14 protein-coding genes and 3 pseudogenes are annotated in these 19,182 nt (G+C 66.2%); 6 read left to right on the top strand and 11 right to left on the bottom strand.

Annotation, left to right across the window (positions count from 1 at the left end; translation table 11 throughout):
* Window positions 1–23 precede the first annotated feature (23 nt).
* The 6 genes and pseudogenes from FF041_RS09005 to FF041_RS08990 form a co-directional block, all read right to left on the bottom strand.
* Window positions 24–170: a hypothetical protein gene (locus tag FF041_RS09005; RefSeq protein ID WP_323391483.1), complete on the bottom strand. Its 147-nt coding sequence runs from the start codon at window positions 168–170 to the stop codon at window positions 24–26.
* Window positions 160–528: pseudogene (locus FF041_RS40300) on the bottom strand (endonuclease/exonuclease/phosphatase family protein); the annotation flags it as partial. The pseudogene FF041_RS40300 and the gene FF041_RS09005, both read right to left, overlap by 11 nt.
* Window positions 525–1,550: a CPBP family intramembrane glutamic endopeptidase gene (locus FF041_RS09000; protein WP_153521823.1), complete on the bottom strand. Its 1,026-nt coding sequence runs from the start codon at window positions 1,548–1,550 to the stop codon at window positions 525–527. The gene FF041_RS09000 and the pseudogene FF041_RS40300, both read right to left, overlap by 4 nt.
* A gap of 88 nt (window positions 1,551–1,638) precedes the next feature.
* The gene (locus FF041_RS08995) at window positions 1,639–2,427 is read right to left on the bottom strand and encodes a DUF5753 domain-containing protein (RefSeq protein ID WP_323391485.1); all 789 of its coding nucleotides are present in this window, start codon (window positions 2,425–2,427) and stop codon (window positions 1,639–1,641) included.
* 72 nt (window positions 2,428–2,499) lie between these two features.
* A pseudogene (locus FF041_RS38875) lies at window positions 2,500–2,676 on the bottom strand (DUF5999 family protein); the annotation flags it as partial.
* 764 nt (window positions 2,677–3,440) lie between these two features.
* The gene (locus FF041_RS08990) at window positions 3,441–3,827 is read right to left on the bottom strand and encodes a DUF6415 family natural product biosynthesis protein (protein WP_153521819.1); all 387 of its coding nucleotides are present in this window, start codon (window positions 3,825–3,827) and stop codon (window positions 3,441–3,443) included.
* Window positions 3,828–4,044: 217 nt separating this feature from the next.
* Here FF041_RS08990 and FF041_RS08985 point away from each other — a divergent pair, with 217 nt between their 5' ends.
* Window positions 4,045–5,418, top strand: a complete 1,374-nt coding sequence (locus tag FF041_RS08985; RefSeq protein WP_153521817.1) for a hypothetical protein — start codon at window positions 4,045–4,047, stop codon at window positions 5,416–5,418.
* 38 nt (window positions 5,419–5,456) lie between these two features.
* Here the strand turns inward: FF041_RS08985 and FF041_RS08980 are convergent, their stop codons facing one another.
* On the bottom strand, window positions 5,457–5,882 hold the full coding sequence (locus tag FF041_RS08980) for an ATP-binding protein (RefSeq protein ID WP_323391484.1): 426 nt from the start codon (window positions 5,880–5,882) through the stop codon (window positions 5,457–5,459).
* A gap of 401 nt (window positions 5,883–6,283) precedes the next feature.
* Between FF041_RS08980 and FF041_RS08975 the strand changes: the two genes are divergently transcribed.
* Together FF041_RS08975 and FF041_RS08970 are read left to right on the top strand one after the other, a co-directional pair.
* Window positions 6,284–7,666: a tetratricopeptide repeat protein gene (locus FF041_RS08975; RefSeq protein WP_323391482.1), complete on the top strand. Its 1,383-nt coding sequence runs from the start codon at window positions 6,284–6,286 to the stop codon at window positions 7,664–7,666.
* A 75-nt stretch (window positions 7,667–7,741) separates the two neighbouring features.
* Window positions 7,742–8,224, top strand: a complete 483-nt coding sequence (locus tag FF041_RS08970; RefSeq protein WP_153521813.1) for an SAM-dependent methyltransferase — start codon at window positions 7,742–7,744, stop codon at window positions 8,222–8,224.
* A 333-nt stretch (window positions 8,225–8,557) separates the two neighbouring features.
* Here FF041_RS08970 and FF041_RS08965 read toward each other — a convergent pair whose 3' ends face one another.
* Window positions 8,558–10,456 (bottom strand): hypothetical protein, encoded by a 1,899-nt coding sequence (locus FF041_RS08965; protein ID WP_153521811.1) that lies wholly within the window; start codon window positions 10,454–10,456, stop codon window positions 8,558–8,560.
* 725 nt (window positions 10,457–11,181) lie between these two features.
* Here FF041_RS08965 and FF041_RS08960 point away from each other — a divergent pair.
* Together FF041_RS08960 and FF041_RS08955 are read left to right on the top strand one after the other, a co-directional pair.
* On the top strand, window positions 11,182–11,388 hold the full coding sequence (locus FF041_RS08960; RefSeq protein ID WP_153521809.1) for a helix-turn-helix domain-containing protein: 207 nt from the start codon (window positions 11,182–11,184) through the stop codon (window positions 11,386–11,388).
* A 216-nt stretch (window positions 11,389–11,604) separates the two neighbouring features.
* Complete coding sequence (locus FF041_RS08955) at window positions 11,605–12,540, top strand: tyrosine-type recombinase/integrase (RefSeq protein WP_228388091.1); 936 nt, start codon at window positions 11,605–11,607, stop codon at window positions 12,538–12,540.
* 50 nt (window positions 12,541–12,590) lie between these two features.
* Here FF041_RS08955 and FF041_RS08950 read toward each other — a convergent pair whose 3' ends face one another.
* Together FF041_RS08950 and FF041_RS38870 are read right to left on the bottom strand one after the other, a co-directional pair.
* A complete protein-coding gene (locus tag FF041_RS08950; protein WP_194291969.1) occupies window positions 12,591–14,078 on the bottom strand; it encodes a zinc-ribbon domain-containing protein in 1,488 nt (495 codons plus the stop codon).
* Window positions 14,079–14,612: 534 nt separating this feature from the next.
* Window positions 14,613–16,754, bottom strand: coding sequence for a hypothetical protein (locus tag FF041_RS38870; RefSeq protein ID WP_228388090.1), 2,142 nt, complete (start codon window positions 16,752–16,754; stop codon window positions 14,613–14,615).
* Window positions 16,755–16,898: 144 nt separating this feature from the next.
* Between FF041_RS38870 and FF041_RS08935 the strand changes: the two genes are divergently transcribed.
* Window positions 16,899–18,164, top strand: a complete 1,266-nt coding sequence (locus FF041_RS08935) for an IS701 family transposase (RefSeq protein ID WP_323391481.1) — start codon at window positions 16,899–16,901, stop codon at window positions 18,162–18,164.
* Window positions 18,165–18,295: 131 nt separating this feature from the next.
* On the opposite strand, the pseudogene FF041_RS08930 reads toward FF041_RS08935, so the two are convergent.
* Window positions 18,296–19,125: pseudogene (locus FF041_RS08930) on the bottom strand (IS5 family transposase).
* Window positions 19,126–19,182 lie beyond the last annotated feature (57 nt).

Here is a 19,182-nt window from a genome sequence, read left to right as displayed (position 1 = left end):
CATCAACATCGTGACACCAACGATCAGCCCCTAACTTCACGGCCTTGGTCAAAAGCCCCGGCCACGTCCTTGCGCGCGAGCAGGGCCTCCATGTCCAGCAGGACGGCGGCCACCACAGCCGGTCTCGTACGGGGGGCCGCGTCGAGCCGGGACTTCGCGTGGGCAATCACGCCGGGGTCGCGGTCGACATAGATGACGGACAGTCGTGGGGCACGAGGCGGTGGAGGTTCGGAGCGTGCGGTGGTTGATCAGCCGGAGGGTGGCGGGGCGGTAGAGGAGGGCGATGAAGTTGCGGCCGTCACCGCTGTTCGAGCGCGCCATGGTCACAGGGGCCATGTCGAGGGTGCTGGCCAGGGTGAGGAAGCGGCGTTCGTCCTGCTCGTCCCAGTGGGTGCACTCCTGGAGGGCGAGAACGTCCGGCTGGCGGGAGAGGATCTCGGTCTGGGCGCCGAGGCGGGCTTCGGAGCCGTTGTCGAGGCCGCCGAGGTAGAGGTTCCAGGTCACGGCGCGGATGGGTGTGGTCGTCATCGGCTGCTCGATTCCTTCGCGGCGGCGCTGTCTACGGGCGGAGTATCGGTCCGCGGTGCTCGTGGGGCTGAGCTGTGACGGCGGGAGCGGATCAGGTCCCGGATGCCGACGGCACCGGTGACGCCTATGGCGAGGGCGATTCCGGCGGGCCCGCTGCTGTAGAGCCCGTGGACCAGGACGATGGGGGCGAGGCGCCGGTGGACGATGTAGAGGTAGACGACTCCGGCGCCGACCAGGATCTGTGCCGTGGCGGAGATTCCCAGGTAGAGGTGGCCCAGTACGCGGACGGTGACTGGGAGGAGGACCCACTCCCAGGCCGGCCGGTCGGCGGCCCGCAGCAGGGTGATCACTGCGCCGGTCACCACGACCTCTTCCACGAACGCGGTCCACACGCAGCGGGTGATCAGGGTGAGCGGGTTGTCCACGCCGATGGCGGTGAGCTGGCTCTCTGCCGGGACCAGGCCGGGGAAGGCGAGGCGCAGGTAGTTCATCGCCACGGCGGCGGTGACGAACAGCAGGAGGACGAGCCCGTAGATGTGCCAGGTGGGAACGGCTGATCGGCCGGGGCGACCCGCGTTTGGCCTGACGCCCAGGCGGGCGAGGCCGATGTCCCGGTGCAACAGCACCTCCCGTACCAGCCAGACGAGGAGGAAGGCGGAGGGGAGCCGGTAGTCGGTCGCGGTGCCGTCAGTCTGGAGCCCGGTCATCCGGTCGGTCAGATCCGCTGCGGCAAGTGCGGCGGCGCCCAGCAGTTGGAGCGCCCGGCGGGAGGGCCAGTCCATTCGACTGCGGGTATCGATCAGGGCGAGGAGCCACAGTCCGGCGGCGATGGTGCATCCGGCGTGCACGGCCCGGGTGACGTCGACGGTCCACACGCCCGGGTCGGCGCCGAGCAGGCGGGCGAAGCGTAGTCCCGAACTCCATAAGGTGGGGCCGGCCGCACAGGCGATCAGGGCCACGACGGTCCGGTAGGCCCGGCGGGTGTCACCGCGGCCTCGGATGGCGTGGTCGAAAGTCGTCATCAAAAGATCCTCGGGTCGACAAGAAGGGTGGGCGTGGGGCGGCGGTGCCGATCGCAGGACGGCGAGCCGCGGACGCGGCGGCGGACGGTCAGATCCCGCCACAGGACTTCCGGGCCTCGCGCAGGAATGCCAGGCTCTCCGCCTCGGAGAGGGAGTTGCGCAGGGCGTCTTCTATGAGGCCGTGCAGCTTCCGGCTCTCCTGGCCGGTGGCGTACATCGCGCCGATACTCTCCTCGACGTGCAGGACCCGTGAGCCGAGACAGAGTTCGATGAGGGTGCCGCGCGGCGGGGGCACCGACTTCGCCATGGGAACGATCCGCAGGGTCGTACCGCTGTGCTCGATCATCGTGATCAGATGAGCCAGCTGCCCGGCCATGACCTCCCGGGCGTCGCAGGCCCTCATCAGGACTGATTCCTCCAGCAGGACGATCAGGTCCTTGTCGTGGTCGACGGGCAGCGCCCGGTCCGCTATTCCTGCGCTGCCAGGGGTGTTGGGCAGGGCGGAGTTCCGCCACCAGTGAGCGGCGTACTCCGGGCTGTGGACCAGGGCCGGGAGTCCCCAGGCGCTGTAGGTGACGATGCTGGTGGCCATGGACTCGCACGCCTTGAGACGCCCGATCCAGCCGCGTTCCTCATCGAAGGCGAGGCTCGCGGAGGCGGTGTTCCCCCGGGCCAGGGCGGCCAGCAGGTCGGCTTGCTCGCCGTCTGCCGGGAAGCCGTAGCGCCGCAGCAGGCGGGCGACATCCCGGCTGGCGGGCAGGAGCCGACCGGACTCTATACGGGCCACGACGGAGGTGCTGCACTTCAGCGCCTCGGCCGAGTGCCGGAGCAGCAGGTCCCGCTCTCGGCGCAGTGAACGCAGGTAGGTACCGACCACGAGCGCACCGGCCCGCTCCACCCGCGGCTCGCCCTCCGGCTTCCCGGACAGGGGTTCGACCAGCGCGAGCGTGGGGCGGTGAGGAGCGATGATCTCCCCGTCCGGCAGCAATTCGCCGGTGTCGTCGAAGCGGAAGACCCCGTTGCACAGCCTGGCCCATCCCTGTTCCGGGCAGTGGGCCACCAGCCGGGCCGCGTCCCGGTCGGGGTCCGCCGCAGCCGGGCACGGGGGCTCGTGCACGCATGCGATGGACACGGCGGCTGTCCGAGGAACTGCCTGCGTCCCACCATTCCGGACGCCGGGCCAGGTGGCCGGGTCAGGGGCGGTGTACTCGGAGCTGGGGGCGTTCACAGCCGGCCTTTCAGTAGAAGGGTGAGAAGCGATGGGCAAGCATGCAGAGCGGGGCACCCGGCTGCCCGCCTTCGCGCAGGTGGGCAGCCGGGGCGCTCACGTCAAGGGCCATGGCGTGAGCACGACTCGCCACCACGGCTTCCCCGGGGCCTTCCGTGCGGCTGGTCTGGCTACCGCGCGGCGAGGTGCTCCAGAGGCGTTGAGGCAAGTCCCCCTTGGGTGGCCGTCCCGTGCTGCGGAGCGGGGTGGACCGCTGCACGGGACGACCGGTCTAGAAGAGAAGAGGTGAGAACTGATGCAGGAGCCAGCCGACGACCACGATCGAGAAGGCGATTACACCGGCCGATTGCCACAGGCCCAGCTCGCTTCTGGCGTGATCGGTCCGCAGGGTCCGGACCGGGTGCCGGACAGCCCTGCGCACACGTGCTGCCCGACTTTCGCGCACCTCGTTGTCCACGGCCGTCATGACAACCGCCCGTCGTTCGCGACCTGGCCCATCGCCAGCAGGACCTGGGTCATCAGCACGGGCACCACGATCTCGTCTGGCCAAACCCCCGGAGCGGCCGGCAGCAGAGGGCGAGCCGGTTCGAGGCGCAGGAGCCCGTCCGGAAGGATCACCGCCCGGTCGCGGGGCCCGGTGTGGGGAGGTGGGGAGGGCGGGTTCACAGGTCATCTCCCACGTGGTCCAGAAGACCGAGGACGGTCAGGGCGAGAAGCCGGAGGTGTCCGATCCCGGCGTCCGTTGGGGGAGGCTGGGCTTGGAGGGTCTGAGCCCGCACGACTGCATCGGCCGAGCAGCGTGCCGCAAGGTTCGGCACCTGTACCCGCACCAGGAGGTGATCGAGCATGTCTCCGAGGCGTTCGGCCAGCACTTCACAGTCCTGCGGGCCGGAGTGCCAGCCGAGGACGTCTTCGAGGTCGTCGTAGACGGTGGTCTCAGCGGCATGAGCCAGACGTAATCCGACGAGGAGTCGACGCGCGGTCTCCGGTTCCGGGGAAAACGAACGCTCGACGATGTTGGAGTTGGAGGGTGTGAGAAGGAGGGACATCAGCGGCCTCCCGAGGGGAGCAGGGGAAGAGGGGGTGAGGGGGTACCCCGGATCCGGCGGCGGGCCTTTCGAGGGCGGGTGAGTATGCCCATGGCCGATCAGCAGCCGTACCCAGCGGGCTCATCCGTTCTGTAATCAGGTAACTACGGGATGCCGTGGGAGCGGTACGGTGTCGAGCGGGCCGAGCGGTATATCGGGTATACGGGCAGGTGCTTCCATGACCACGCGCACGCCGAACACGAAGCTCCGCGACGCGGTCGCCGAGTCCGGACTGACCTACGCGGCTGTGGCCAGAGAAGTGAGATCGGTGGCCGCCGAGTGCGGTGTCACACTGCGGACCAACAAGTCCACCGTCGAGCACTGGATCTCCGGGGTCACACCCGCCGGCGAAACCGTGCGGTTCCTCGCCGTCGCTCTGTCCCGCCGTGTCGGACGACTGCTCACTCCTGCGGACCTTGGCCTGGCCGTACGACAGACGGACGATGAGAGCATGGGACTGTCCCTCGCCGCGGACCCGATGGAAGCCCTGATGCCCATGTGGAAGTACGAGCTGGACCGGCGCCGCTTCCTGACGACGTCCGCGTACTCCGTGGCCGCCGCCGCACTCCCGCTCTCCCACGTACGGGAGATCGCGGGTCGTTCTGCCGCAGCCCAGTCCGGCCGGGTGGTCGGTATGGCCGAAGTCGAGGCTGTCCGGGACATGGTGAGGGTCTTCTCCGAGATGGACGAGCGTCACGGTGGAGCCCACGGCCGCAGCGCCTTGGTCCAGTACCTCAGCGACGATGTCGCCGCGCTGGTCCGGGGCCGATTCCGTACCGACGACGTCCGACGCCAGATGCTGTCTGCCGCCAGCCGGGGAGTACACCTGCTCGGCTGGAAGAGCTACGACGCCGGGCAGCAGGGGCTCGCCCAGCGGTACTACCTCCAGTCCTACTCCCTTGCCGCCGAGTCCGGGATTGCCGGCCACGACGGGTTCGTGATGCGGACGATGGCTATGCAGGGCCTCAAACTCCACCGGCCCGAGCACTGCCAGGCCCTCGCCGAGACTGGGCTGAACCGGGCCAAGGGCAAGGTCGACGTCCAGACGGAGGCCCTGTTCCGAGTCGTCCACGCGCACACCCTTGCCAAGTCCGACCAGCGGCGGGCCGCCCTCGCCGAAGCCGAACGGGCACGCGCCCTGCTGGTCTCCGACTGCGGCGACGAAGTTCCGTTCTGGGCGCTGGCCTGGGGCCCGCCCGCAGCGTCGGTGTACTCGCGGACTGCCAAGGTCCACGAGGCGCTGGGCGACCACCTGGCCGCGTCCGAGCAGTACGAACGAGCCGCCAGGGCCCGGCCCTCCGGCACCTACGCGCGGATCGTCGCACTCGACCTGGTCGCCGGCGCCGAGATGCAGCTCAAGCGCGGCGGCATCGAGCAGGCGTGCGCCACCTGGAATCGCGCCATGGACCACATGGACGGCGTCCAGTCCGTACGGACCCGCAAAGCCATCACCAGCATGCGACGCGACCTCGCCCGATTCCACGCCCGAGGCGTACGCTGCGCCGCCGAACTCGACGAACGTGCGGTCGACTTCCTGACTCACCGCAGCTGAGGCACCCTGGGCGCGAAACTCCGCCTCCTGCGCGGCCGTCACTGATCTGCTGTGACGGAGAGAACGCACCAGGTGCCAGCACCGTCAGTCGTGGTGCCCCAGGCATCGGCGAGCCCGGCCACCAAGAGAAGTCCACGACTGTCTTCCCGCAGATCGGTCGCGGCGACAGCCGCAACGCCCCACGAGCAGAATGATTGTCCCTGCCTGTCTCCATTGCCGATCTCCATGTAGATACGGTCACCCAGCGGCCACAGACAGACGCCGAACCCGCTGTTCGAGTCGGGGCCGTGCTGCAGTGTGTTGGTGACCAGTTCGGTGACCACGACTTCCGCTGCCTCGACCAATCGCCTGTCGAGGTCCCGCAGGTGCAGATAACCCCGTACCCTCCGTCGAATCTCGCCTGGCAGCCGTCTGTCCCGTTCGGTCATCGGCGCCCCGGGATCGGCAGTTCGGGCCGCGTCCATCGTCAACCCGGACACCCCCTTCAACAGGCCGAGGGGAGCATCGACGCGCCGCGCTGACAGCTCTCTCAGCGACGAGCCAGGAAACATCGAAACCTCCAGGCGATTCGGATCGAAGAAGGCCGCCCCGCCGCATGCTCGGTGCCGACGAGGTCCAGCGCCGGCAGAAGGCGAGGCGAAGCCATCGTGGAACTCCCCATCGAGCAGGGGGTATGGCGTGCCGGGGCCACTCCGTGAACCCGGATCGGTCTCGCCCCTCCCGCGTGACGAACCAGTCGTCGGGGTGATGCAGTTGGGGACTGCGTTACGTTGAGCGAACCGTGAATCACTGCTCGTGGGTACCTCGGTGGGTGCGTGGGCCCGGGTAACGCTGGTAAAGATCGTTTCGTCGACAGGGGGACGCTGTGGCGCGCGAACGCAATGTGCAGCTGGAGGCCGTCATCCGCGAGCTGGCCTGGCCGCAGGAGCGTCTGGCCTCGCATTTCCGGCGTGTGGCGGCTGAGAACCATGCCGCCGAACTGCTCACCGTGACCCGCTCCCACATCAACCAGTGGGTCAGGGGCAGCAAGCCCGGCGGACGGGCGCCGACTATCTTGTGCGAGACCCTCTCCCGAGGGCTTCAACGCGTCGTCACTCCTTCCGAGATCGGGCTCTCCGCGGACACTGAGGCCGTGCTCTCCGCTCCTGCGTGGGAGGCCGACACGCTGACCGCTCTCACCGAGCTTGGAGGAAATGATTTGGACATCGGACGCAGACACGTCCTGGCGGGCACGGTCTACTCGGCAGCAGGGTCGGCTCTTCCTGTCGGCGACTGGTGGGACGACACCTTGGCGCGTGCTCGCAGTAGATCCTCGACGAATCGTGCCGCCATCACGGACGAGGATGTGGACAGCGTCCGAGAGATGGCGGCGTTCTTCTCCCGCCGAGATCAGCGCCGGGGAGGTCGCGCCGGGCGAACCGCACTCATCGGCTACCTGCGTGTCGACGTGGCCGAATACCTCGCCGGACAGTTCTCCTCCGAGAAAGTGAGGCAGGACCTCACCTCGGTGGCGGCGGAGCTGGTCTACCTCGCCGGCTGGACCGCGTTCGACGCCTGCGAGCACGGAGTGGCCCAGCGGTACTTCACCGTGGCCACGCGGATGGCGGCGGAAGCCGACGACGCCCCCCTGGCGGGACACATTCTCCGCGCCATGGCCCACCAAGCCGTCGACCTGGGGCACCCAAAGCGAGCCGTCGACCTGGCCTCAGCGTCCGTCGACCGTCGCCGGTACACCCTGGCCAGTCCCCGCGAGCGGGCCCTCCTGGGCGTGGTCCATGCCCGCGCCCTCGCAGCGGCAGGGCAGAAACAAGACGCCCTAGCCGCCCTCCGGCGGGCGGAGAACGACCTCGGCAGCGCCGACGGAACGACCGAACCGAACCGGGTCTTCTTCTTCGGCGAGGCCAGCCTCGCCCACGAGACAGCACGGACCTTGGTCGACCTCGGAGACCTCAAGGCCGCGGAACGAGAGTTCACCCGCAGTGTCCGCACCCGCCGCTCCCAGTTCGCCCGGACCCACGCGGTCACCCTGGGCTTCCTCGGCGATGTGCAGGTCAGGCAGGGGCAGATGGAGGCTGCCGTCGCCACCTGGAATCAGGCGCTGGACACCATGGAAGGCGTTCAGTCGGGCCGGACGAGGGAGAGCGTGGTCACGATGCGCCGCGCCCTGTCTCCGGTACGAGGGCGAGGCGGCAGCGCCGCAGCAGAACTCGACGAGCGTGCCCGCGCGGTCCTCAGCCGCATAGGCTGATCACTCTATGACATCGTCCATCCGCAGCGGTGATCGTCAGACGGTCCACGCTCCGGGGCTGGAGGGGAGAAGCCCATGTCCGAGGTCTATGAGGTGCAGGTCGTCGGGACGGTCATCGGTGGCCATGCCACCCCAGCCGACGACTACCAGGGTGGAGTCGAGTCGATCATCCGTCTCAATCCTTCGTACCCCGTGGAAACGGTCATGGGGCTGGAGGAGTTCTCGCACCTTGAGGTGACCTGGCGCTTCCACCTGGCGTCGCCGGCCGACGTTGCCCTCCACGCACGGAGCCCCCGCAACGACCCGCGCTGGCCCCCGAGCGGTACCTTCGCCCACAGAAACCACAGACGCCCGAACCAGATCGCGGTGTCCCACCCCCGACTCCTCAAAGTCGACGGCCTGGACCTCCACGTCACCGACCTCGACGCAGTCGACGGAACACCGGTCCTCGACCTGGCCCCCTGGTTCCCGGCGATGGGGCCCCGCGGATCCGTTCATGTCCCGGCCTGGGTGAACGAGATGCTGCCGAACTACTGGACGAATGCCAGCGACAGGTGACATTCGCTTCGCCTTGGCGGACCTGTCGAGGTTCATGCCAGCAAGCACATCCTCACGAAGCTAACCGTTTTGGTCGACTGATCAGTATCCCTTCGCATCATCGCTGATCGCTGGCTCAGGAGCGGCGAGATGGGCAACAGATGTGCCGTTCCCGTTCTGTGGGCAGGCGATCACTCTGCGAATCCTCGTGGTGGCGATCCAGCGCCGGTCTGACTACCTCTTGGCTGCGGACAGAAGTAATTGCCTCGCTCTTCGGAAAGCGAATGCAGGGTTCACAGATCATATGCCTGCCCTTGTAGGGCAGGCATATGAGTGGTGTGCTAACGGCCTGGTCTAGCGCCAAGGGTCTGGCGGTGGCGGAATGAGGCACGGAGAGGATTTTTCGAGAGCCGGGCGGAACGAGGCACATGCCACGCGGAAGGCCATCCGGAAGTCTTCGTCTACATCGTCCAACACGGTGGGGGAAGCCCCTAGCGCGAATGTCGGCCCCTTGGGCAGGCGGGCCAAGACGGGAGTTCCGAATCGTTTGAGTTCTGCATCCACGCGATGGACGAAGTCCAGCGATTGAGTCTTCTCTCGATTGGCCGGTTGGCGTAGCACCAGACCTGAGATGGGGACCCGGTCGAGGGGGAGACCTGTGAGGTGCTGATGGCGCCATGCCATGGCTGATTCGGCTGGACCGACAGGTACTTCACGGTGCTCGGCGACTCCATTGCGTGCCTCGGCTGTCACGAGATTCTCTTCGTATCCGGGATCGTTGACCACGATAACGTGACTGTCCACGGATTCCTCGATGTAGGGCCCCATTCCGAGATCTTCATTGCAGTCCACGAAGATGATCCAATCGAGATGGGCGCGTGCCTCTTGGATCAGGGATTTGACTTCCTTTCGAGACCCGAACGCTTTGTGCATGAATAGTGATCCGTCGCCGGGAACCAGTCGGATCTTCCGCCACGGTGGGGACGCGGTAACAGTGGGCCGGTCCGCGGTATCCCATGTGAGTTGGTTGTGATAGCGGAGCCGGCGGGACTCTGGGGAGAATGAGAAAGAGTGTGCCACGACAAGCACTGAACAGCCGTCCAGTGCCCACGCAGCCCCGATTTCCATCGCCCTGCTCTGCATCTCCCACTGGTCCCTGCTGAAGCGCGGGGCCAGTAGCTGAAAACACCGCCCCTGAAACTGGTTTGATTCGCTACTGAGGGTCTCAGTCCGTCGAGAACGAGACGGAATCGAGCCGGGGGCGACCGATGAACTGAGAGCGCTATCGCCGTGACTGGGGTAGGCAGATTCGCCGAGTCCGGTGAAATGGCGCGGCCTTGGCGGAGTGTGAAGCGCCGGGTCGCTCGGGACACTTTGCAGCCGGAGAACCCCGTGCCAGCCTTCCAGACGGTCAGCTGGCGCGGTGAACTCCATGACGCAGCGTCGATCGTCACAGCGATGCTCGTTGAGGTCGACGAGCAGGCCCGGTCCCACCACGGGTTCGGCGAGAAGGGCGACGAGTCGATCGTCGTGCAGGGGGAAATCCGGATGGACCTCGCGTTCAAGGTGCCAGTCGAGCCCATGATCCACAGTCTCACAGGTCATCCGGATGCTTGCGTGGCCGGCCAGGCGGTCCCAGAATCGGATCCGTCGGAGGAGGGCGCTGGCCAGGTTCGCCGCAGGGCTGTGATGGTCGATGATCGTAAGAGGCCGAGGCTTTCGCCGCCCGCCGAACTTCTCGGGTGGCAGCGCGCTGGGGGCCACAGTCCACAGGGGTACGCGTCGTTCTGTGGCGAGGGCGGACTCGTACGCTGAGAGCAGCGGTCCGAGATCGGAACGGTCCAGACAGCTCAGTGCGACGACGGCGGCGTTGGGGTGGCGCGCGAAGGCGATCTCGATATTGCCGTCGATTGTGGAGGCCCACAAGCCTGGGGTGCCGTGAACTGCCCGCTGCCCACGCTCCCGGTAGGGGAGCATCTCCAGCGCAGCACGCACCCGGTCCGGCTGCTCGAAACGAATCTCCAAACGATTTGACCAGGGGCGGACTTCGGCGATTCCGAGGGGAAGACGGCTTGGCGACTGCGGGACGCCAATGTGCTGGAGAAGGATGGATTCCAGGATCCGCTGAGCGTCTCCGGCAGCGGGGATTAGGGATCCCCAGCTCGACAGTTCTTTGACGCGAAGGCCCGCTGAACGCAAGGACTCTCCGGTCAGCTGCTGTCGTGCTGCGGTCAGTTGCTTCTCAATGGACATGATGCCCTCCTTTGTGAGTGCCCCGACCCGGCACAGAAGGGAGTATCGAACTGCTCGATGGAGTAGCTGATCGCGAGATCGACGAAGAAGGTTGTCCGACGGTGCCTGGGGTCGGTTCAGCACCCGGAGCTGGCCGCTTCGCTGGGCCAGGTCATAGCAGTGCAGCGCACCCAGAGCCCTCACGTCAATCCAGCAGGCCGACACAAGGCGCATCATCACTCGTATGGACGGGGGTGGAGCTGCCTGACCAGCCCGCCTGCGGTGTACCGAAAACCTTGCCGCTACCCGGTCACAGTTTTCGTCCATGGATGACCGAATCGAGTGCCCGGGACTATGGGATGGGCGCACCGTACGTGCGGAGTTCCGGCGATCCGCTGACGGCAGACAGGAATAGACCCCAACAGAGTTGAAATCCTATTGCCGCTATGTCAACGTTCAACACCCCAAGGGGCGTTGGATGACGGAAACCGGAGAGAAGGGCCTTCTGGAGGAGCAGACCCTGGGTGATCCTGCGATGAGGCAGACGGGTACGGCGAAGTGTACGGGCTGATGTATAGCCGATGATCCCCGGTTCGTGAAATCGGGGATCTCCCGGACCCTTGGTGTTGTTCGCCCGGGGCTGCTCGGCGGTGGATCCGTGGTGAACACGAGGGCAGCGCTGCTCCGCGAACACAGGGCGGCGGCTGGCCACTCGCCAAGACCGTTCCGTCATCGAAGGACCTCCCATGTCTGCCCGTTTGCTATCCATTCCCGCCGTTGCCGCGACCCTGGACGTTGACCGGCGCACTGTCTACCGCTTCATCGCCGCCGGCGAGCTGGATGTCGTCGACCTCCGTACCGGCACAGGACGCTCCCGGGTGCGTGTCCCCGCCGCCAGCCTCGATGCGTTCATCACCAGCCGGATCACAGCCACGCCCTCGCTCAGCCTCTGACAGGGCCCGCGACGCCGTCCCCATGAATCAAGCAAGGAGTGGATTCCCTCGTACCTCCGCAAGTTGAAGTCCGGCAAGTGGCAGTGCACGGTGCGCAACACGGCAGGCGATCGATTCAGCGAATCGTTTCCCCTGAAAGAGAAGGCCCGAGCATGGGGCCTGGAGATGGAAGCCCAGCTCCGCCGCGGCGCACTGCGTGACCCTCACGTCGGCAGGATGAAATTCGCCGAGTGGCACCAGAAATGGTGGAGCGCCCGCGTCGTGGAGCCGCACACCCTGCGGGGCGACGCTTCCAGCATCAAGAATCACGTACTGCCGCACTGGGCGGACTGGGAAATGCGGACCATCTCCCGCATCGACGTCCAGAGCTGGATCCGCACCCTGATCGAGAAGGGCACGGGATCCTCGGCAATCCAGCGCTCCTACAATCTCATGTCGTCGGTGATGCGCGCGGCCGTTGATGACGACATTATCGCGGTGAGCCCCTGCCGCAGCATCGACCTGCCCACCATCGCGATCGAACCCCCGCAGTGGTTCACCCTGGATCAAGCGCAGAGCATCCTCGATGAACTTCCCGCCCCGTGGCGCACCATGTGCCTGCTCGGCTTCTACACCGGACTACGCTGGGGCGAACTCTCCGGACTGCACCACCACCGTATCGACCGCCGACGCTCCCGCCTCTTCGTCGTCGAGGTCAACACCAAGAGCGGCCTCAAGGAGTACCCCAAGAGCTCCAAGAGCCGCCGCGAGGTCCCTCTCCCGCCCCACGTCCTGGAGGCGCTCGAACGGCACCTCCACCGCCTCGAACGTGACGCCGTCGTTTTAACCACCATCACCAAGGGCCGCGCCGGCCGACTCCTCGACGACGGCAACTGGCGACGCCAGACCTGGTGGCCCGCGGCCGAGAACGCCCACTACTTCGACACCGACGGCGACCAGCACCCCGTACCGCACTACCCGCCCCACGCCATGCGCCACACCTGCGCCTCCTGGCTCGTCCAGAACGGCGTCTCCCTCTACGAGGTCCAGCACCTCCTCGGCCACGAGAGCTTCCAGACCACCCAGCGCTACGCCCATCTCCAGCCCGACGCCCACCGGGCCGTTCTCGGCGCCTGGGAGCGTCTTGAGGTTCCGCTGGTCCTCGCAGGGTGAACTCTGTCTGAGCCGAGTGCTCCCTCCTTCTGTTCGGGGAGCGGCGCAGCTCAGGACGAATCGTTCGATCTCGTGGCGGTCCAGTCCTTCACCTTGTTGATGACGGCAGCCGGGCCGGGGGCTGTGGAGTGGACGGTGAACTCGGCGTAGTCAGGGTTCTCGATCGGCAAGGGCGGCAAGGGGTGCTCGCGCAGACGGGCCACGAGGTAGCCAGCGGCGAGCAGGTCGTGTGTCTTGTCCGCGTCGACGTCGGCCTTGTCGGCGTGCCAGTAGGAGCCGTCGTACTCGATGACTAGGTCCCGGCCTTGAGCGGTTCTTGTGATGATGTCGGCCTGCCAGACGGAACGCCGGGTGAAGGCCTCGTGGCGCAGCGCTCGGCCGGAGGCAGCGGCCCCGAAGGCGTGTTCGGCAGCGGCGTGGTGAAGGAGTTCGATGCGGGACTTTCCGTGCTCTTTACACTGGGGGCATCCGCTGCCGCTCGCCCGTGAGCCGAGAGATGCCTGCCAAATGTGGTCGGAGTCCGCAGGGCATATCCACGTGGGAACGAAGGAAGTCTGGCCGGTGGGGCGCACGTGCCAGGCGGAAAGCGGGTTGTCCGGAGACCATTCGGCCGCCAGTTCGGGGAAGTGGTAGGCGAGGGAATCGAGGACGGTGCGGCAGACGGGGCAGCGCCGGCGGTGGCCCTTGTTCCGGCCGGCCGGGGTGTCCTGCCATTCATGGCCGCAGTCGGGGTTCAGCCACCACCTGGTCTTGCGAGAGCCAGGAGAAACGGTCGCCTGGTCGATGCCGTCGTTCTTCCTCGGATGCCACTGCGCTGCGATCTCCGGATCGAGCGCGTAGGGAGAAGGGCCGACCGCAGCATCGCTCATCTGCTCGGTGCGTGCGGCCTGGCCCCGGCAGAACGGGCAGCCAGCCGTCAGATACCTGTGGGGTTTCAGGCGAGGGTTGTGCCCTTGGGCGCACCTGAACTTGCGCAGTGGGCCGCTGCCGACGACCAGTACGGTCCGAGGATCGGCGTCGTCGGCCCAGGCCGCCAGCAGTTCCGGAACGTCGGCGACCGGGGTCGACTTGTACCGGTCGTACTCCGCCTGCCAGGCGGCCCGCCGCTCGGGTTCACAGGTGGGGCATTCCGGGGCCGTGGTCATGTCCAGGATGCGCTTGGTGAACTCCAGGCCGCAATGGGGGCAGCGCCAGGCCGCCTCCCGGCGTGCCTTGACGGTGACGGTCTCCCACATCGCGGTTCCGTTGCGGTCGTGGTCCCACCAGGTGGCCGCTGCGAGCCCGCTGTCCTTGAGGAATTCCGGCGGGTGGGAAGAGGTCTGCCGGTCGCGGCGGGGGTTGGTGCCGCAGCGGCAGCCGAAGGCGATGTCCCCCAGTCGATCGGCACTCAGCCGCAGACAGGACCGACAGCGGACATGGTGAGGATCATCGGCCAGGGACGGCTCGGTCAGAGGCGCCAGATACTCGTACCCGTGGGCCTCTGCGTGCTCCCGCGCAGCCGCCTCGGTAACAGGGGTGAGGTTCGCGTAGGAACCCATGCTCAGGCGGGCTTTCGCGGCCCAACGGCGCCAGTAGCACGCACGGCATGTTGCCTCGCCCCAGGCGTTCTTCTCCAGCGTGTACTCGAACCGGTAGTGCGCCTTGCAGCCGCAGGCAAGGCACCGTGTCAGACGCCACGCCGTGGGCTTGGAGAACGGTTCCAGCGGCTCCAGGCCACCCGCGCGAAGGATCGCGCTGATGTGAGTGTCACACCACGCATCCCGCGTACGGGTCCGGTGTGCGGACGGCTCCGAGCACCCCGGATCGGAACAGAGTTGCACGGGCTTCTTCGACTGCGGAGAAATCACGTTCGGATTTTCCCATGCTGATTTGACGAATCCGGACTGCCCCAGATGAGCAGTCCCTCCCGTCCGAGCGCAGGCCGTGAGCCGAGCGGTCTGTACGGACGTGTCGATGGTCGCAGTAGGCCCGCCGCCCGAACATGAGGCATGAGGTAGCCGGGCCAGACCCATGGCCGGGACCTGAGCATGCTTCCCCTGGTCGCCTTTGCTTCTAGGGCGCAGACCACTCAGTTACCTACCAAGCTCGATCCATGCAGCTCTTACAGCATTTACGGCCCGTTGCCTCCACGAACGCGAGGGGGCACCGTGCGGATTGGCCAGTGCCGCATGTACGGATGCCTCATCACGATCTACAGAATCGGCGGAAGTGATCAGCGCCAATAGTGCGAGTGCTCGCAGACCGAGGGCCGCCCTCTCACGACCTACTTCTTTCATGAATCCGTGGGCGATGAGGTTACGGACGTTCATTCCCTCCCCGAGCAGGAAGGTTGCGAGAAACCGGCTCCAATCCGGATCGAAGTCGTTCTCTGTCAACGGGTCGAGGAGAACTCCCAACCCAGGAAACTGGCCGCTCCCCTCGCCGACTGCCGTTCGGTACAGGGGTTCATTGAGCTCTAGCAGGAGCGCGCGAGCTGCCGCTTCAACCTTGGGGACTGCCAGGTGAGCGCTGGCTTCAAACTCACCAACCCAGTAGAGGATAAAAGCCTTTGCCAGGGCGTTTGCAAAGTCCGGATGGACCCCCGACTCAACCAGCGACACGTTCAGGTCTTTGAACGACGGAATACCAAAGCGTGTCTTGATGAGGTCCAGAGCATCCGCCAGAACGATCCCGTGCAAGTGAATGTTCATGGTCTCAACACGGATGAGCTCCCGCTGGAGGACGTCATCATCGTCGCCAAGAACCCGCTTCGGTAGGTCGTTGTCGCCGAACATGACAGTCGTAACCAGTCGGCTAAACACAGACCGATTGAAAACTTCACGTGCCGTTCGTTGGTTAACCACGAGCCTGCCGCTGGGCGAATCGGTATGAAACCAGTAACCCAGAGCAGCAAACCATGTATCCGCACGCTCGAACGGGCGCAGATAGCTGCGGAACAGGGCGTTCGGGATCTTTATCTCAGCCTCTATCGTCTTCCATTCCACGGGTGGCGCCGACTGTAGACGGGAGACTGCAATCTTCTCCAGCTCGGGCACGTTTAGCTGACGCGCCGTTGAAGCTGCATTGTTCAGGTGGGCCCGGATAACAATCCCATCGATTGCTCGATCAGCGTCGTTCAGATAGGCCGTCACCTCTGCCTCGCTAGCTTTCCGAATGCGCGAGTCGTCGCCCACAGCTCGTCTGCGCACCAGTCTCGCAACCTGGGCGACGATGTGCGTATCGGTGTACGTCAACAGTGCCCGATCGAGCAGATCGTCTACCCTCGGATCCACTGGCTGGGCATTCTTTTTTCGCTGCGGCGCCGTAAGCGCGTCCAGCAGGTTCACAAAAACATGGGGGGCATCTTGGCGCTCCAGTACGTCCTGTGCTGTATCGAACATTACGGAGGCCACTTGTTGCGTTAGCGGTATAAGCTTGACAGAGCGGGCTAGCGTCCAGGCGCGAAGCAACGCATCGCTCTTCTCGTTCATTCGAAAGTCTCCGCCGACCAAGTCAAGATAACCAATAACAGCCTGCTCAGCCGCATTGCGGGGATTAGCAAGACGGAGGGTGAAGAGAATATCAGCACAGCGCGCCCGTGCCGCAGGATGCGTTACGGCACCCGCTAGCTCTCGCCACAGGGCACGAACTTCATCGCCGGAATCGCTCAGCGCTCTGGGAATAGCCGGTCCATCGAACGGAACGAGGGATGCGCCGGGCTGAGCTGATCCGAGCGGCATCACCGAAAGGTGATACGCGAAAGTCGTCACGAGTTCGTGCACCGCAGCGGGATCGAGGGGCGCCATCGCCTTTGCAGCGTGCTCCTGTACGGCGATACCCACCTCGAGAAAGCCCTCGGCTCCTTCGCAAGCCACGTCAGCAAGCTGAGCCAAGGCCGGTACAGCAGCCGAGTCATGCTGATACGAGGTGAGGCCCGGCGCAGAAGACTGGTCACGTGACGTGCTGTCAACGGGGTTTACGTCGTGATCTTCAGATTCAACACGTTCCACTTCTTGCCCCGCTTGCATCACGAAGTCGGCGTCGGTGCATTCAGTCAACCAGAGCTGAACCTCGAACTCAAAACGGGTATTTGCGCGATCTTCTCCGCCGTCAGGTCGTTCCAGACCAGCCCGCGCGGCCGGCGCCGGTTGGGGGCACTGAATCACCTCCTCCAGCGTCACGATCAGGTCCACTCTGAAGTCGTGTTCCGTCTCGGGAATCTCCTCGTCGACCACTTGGAGCTGGTGGACGGGCGCCACTATGAACCGTCTTGTCGGTCACCAGCTCCGCCTCGATCAGGAGCGCGACCTCTAGTAGGGCTTGGTCAGGTCGGCTGTGGTTGAGCGTGTCCTTCTGGTTCGGTGTTGCGTTGAGAGGGTGTGGCTCCGGACGAGATTGTCGCTGTACGTGGTGAGTTGGAGGACTTCGCGGCGGAGGTTTTCGAGCCGTTCGCGAGGAACGACCAGCGTCGGTGGGGGCAGGTCTACCTACGGGGCCTGCTCACTGACGGGCAGCGCAAGTCGGTCGAACCGATGGCCGCCCGGCTCGGGGAGGACGGAAACCGGCAGGCCCTGGCCCACTTCATCACGACCAGCCCGTGGGATCCGTCCCACATCCGGGCCCGGCTGGCCTGGAGGATGGAAAAGGCGATCCGGCCCACCGTGCTGGTCTTCGACGACACCGGGTTCCTCAAGGACGGCAATGCCTCGGCGTGTGTGTCGCGGCAGTACACCGGCACCGCGGGCAAGGTCACCAACTGCCAGGTGGGTGTGTCGCTGCATCTGGTGTCCGATCATGCCTCCGCGGCGGTGGACTGGCGGCTGTTCCTGCCCGAGTCCTGGGATCCCGCCTCGCTGAAGGCAGACCCGGACAGGACTGCCCGTCGCACCGCCTGCGGCATTCCCGACGACATCGTGCACGTGGAGAAATGGCAGCTCGCACTCGACATGCTCGACGAGACCCGTTCCTGGGGCATCGAGGTGCCGGTGGCCATCGCGGACGCCGGTTACGGAGACGCTGCCGCCTTCCGGCACGGTCTGCAGGCCCGTGGCCTGCACTATGTCGTGGGAATCTCCACCACCCTCTCGGCCCAGCCCGGCGAAGCCGTGCCCGTGACCGAGCCGTACTCCGGGATCGGACGCCGGTCGGCGGCGAAGTACCCGGACAAGCCCCGGTCGGTGAAACAGCTGGTCATCGCGGCGGGCAGGAAGGCGGCGAAGCCGGTGCAATGGCGTGAGGGCTCCCGGCCCGGCACGGGCCGCAGCGGCTTCAAGCGGATGTACTCGCGGTTCGTGGCCCTGCGGATCCGGCCCGCCGGCCGCGAGGTCCGCCAAGCGGCCGACAGCCCGGTACTGCCCGAGTGCTGGCTCCTGGCCGAGTGGCCCGCCGGCCAGGCCGAACCGGTTCAGTTCTGGCTCTCCGACCTGCCTGCCGACACCCCGCTGACCACCCTGGTCCGCCTGGCCAAGCTCCGCTGGCGCATCGAACACGACTACCGGGAGATGAAGCAGGCCCTGGGACTTGCCCACTTCGAGGGCCGCACCTGGAACGGATGGCACCACCACGTCACCCTCGTCTCCGTCGCACACGCCTTCTGCACCCTGCAACGACTGGCCAGATCCCCAAAAGACACGGTGCCGGCCTGAGTCTCTACCGGATCGTCCGCGAGCTACAGACCCTCCTGGTCACCTGGAACGGCGCCTGCCCCACCTGCCACCGCGACATACCCACACCCACCCCAACCTGACCAAGCACTACTAGGTTCTGTCGTCAAATGTCACGCCCACATCAGGAGTGATGCGAGGGTGACGGCTGCTTCGTAGGACTGGGCGGTCTTGTCGTAGCGGGTGGCGATGCCTCGCCACTGCTTCAAGCGGTTGAAGCACCGTTCCACGACGTTGCGGCGCTTGTACGTCTCGCGGTCGAAGGCCGGCGGGCGGCCACCTTGGCTGCCGCGCCGGGCCCGGTTGCGGACCTGGTCGGCCCGCTCGGGGATCGTGTGCGGGATGCCGCGGCGGCGGAGCCACGTGCGGATCGCCTTCGAGCTGTAGCCCTTGTCGCCCAGGACATGACCGGGCCGGACCCGGGGCCGCCCGGGTCCAATGCGGGGCACCCGGATCGCCTCCATCACGGCGGTGAACCGGGTGCAGTCGTTGGTGTTGCCGCCCGTCACGACGAAGGCGAGCGGGCGGCCCCGGCCGTCGCACGCCAGGTGGATCTTGCTGGTCAGACCGCCTCTGGACCGTCCGATGGCCGGGTCGCGGAGCCCCCTTTTCGGGCCCCGGCCGCATGCTGATGAGCGCGGACGATCGTGGAGTCGACCGACACCAGCCACTCGATGTCTCCCGCCGCGTCCGCCTTCGCCTGCGCGGCCCGCAGCATCCGGTCGAACGTCCCGTCCGCCGCCCACCTGCGAAAACGCGTATGCAGCGTGGCCCACGGACCATACCGCCCGGGCACATCCCGCCAGGCCGTCCCGGTCCGGAACTTCCACCCGATCCCGTTCAGCACCCTGCGGTCATCCAGCCGCTTCCGCCCCCGCAACGACACGGGCAACAACGGCCGGACGAAATCCCACTCCGCATCGGACAGTTCATGACGACGTATCACGACACCATGATCCACCAGCAATGATCATTTGAAGACACTGCCTAGCGACGAAGC

Origin of the sequence: Streptomyces jumonjinensis (assembly GCF_009600885.1) — a bacterium.
Taxonomy (GTDB): domain Bacteria; phylum Actinomycetota; class Actinomycetes; order Streptomycetales; family Streptomycetaceae; genus Streptomyces; species Streptomyces jumonjinensis.
The sequence above is the reverse complement of the archived record's forward strand: the minus strand, read 5'-3'. Positions and strand labels throughout refer to the sequence as shown.

Excerpts from the sequence above, each read along its gene's own strand:
- FF041_RS09000 (WP_153521823.1), bottom strand. The coding sequence starts at position 1,550 with ATGACGACTTTCGACCACGCCATCCGAGGCCGCGGTGACACCCGCCGG.
- FF041_RS08990 (WP_153521819.1), bottom strand. The coding sequence starts at position 3,827 with ATGTCCCTCCTTCTCACACCCTCCAACTCCAACATCGTCGAGCGTTCG.
- FF041_RS08960 (WP_153521809.1), top strand. The coding sequence starts at position 11,182 with ATGTCTGCCCGTTTGCTATCCATTCCCGCCGTTGCCGCGACCCTGGAC.
- FF041_RS08965 (WP_153521811.1), bottom strand. The coding sequence starts at position 10,456 with ATGTCCATTGAGAAGCAACTGACCGCAGCACGACAGCAGCTGACCGGA.
- FF041_RS08985 (WP_153521817.1), top strand. The coding sequence starts at position 4,045 with ATGACCACGCGCACGCCGAACACGAAGCTCCGCGACGCGGTCGCCGAG.
- FF041_RS08970 (WP_153521813.1), top strand. The coding sequence starts at position 7,742 with ATGTCCGAGGTCTATGAGGTGCAGGTCGTCGGGACGGTCATCGGTGGC.
- FF041_RS08950 (WP_194291969.1), bottom strand. The coding sequence starts at position 14,078 with ATGGGTTCCTACGCGAACCTCACCCCTGTTACCGAGGCGGCTGCGCGG.
- FF041_RS08955 (WP_228388091.1), top strand. The coding sequence starts at position 11,605 with ATGAAATTCGCCGAGTGGCACCAGAAATGGTGGAGCGCCCGCGTCGTG.
- FF041_RS08980 (WP_323391484.1), bottom strand. The coding sequence starts at position 5,882 with ATGGACGCGGCCCGAACTGCCGATCCCGGGGCGCCGATGACCGAACGG.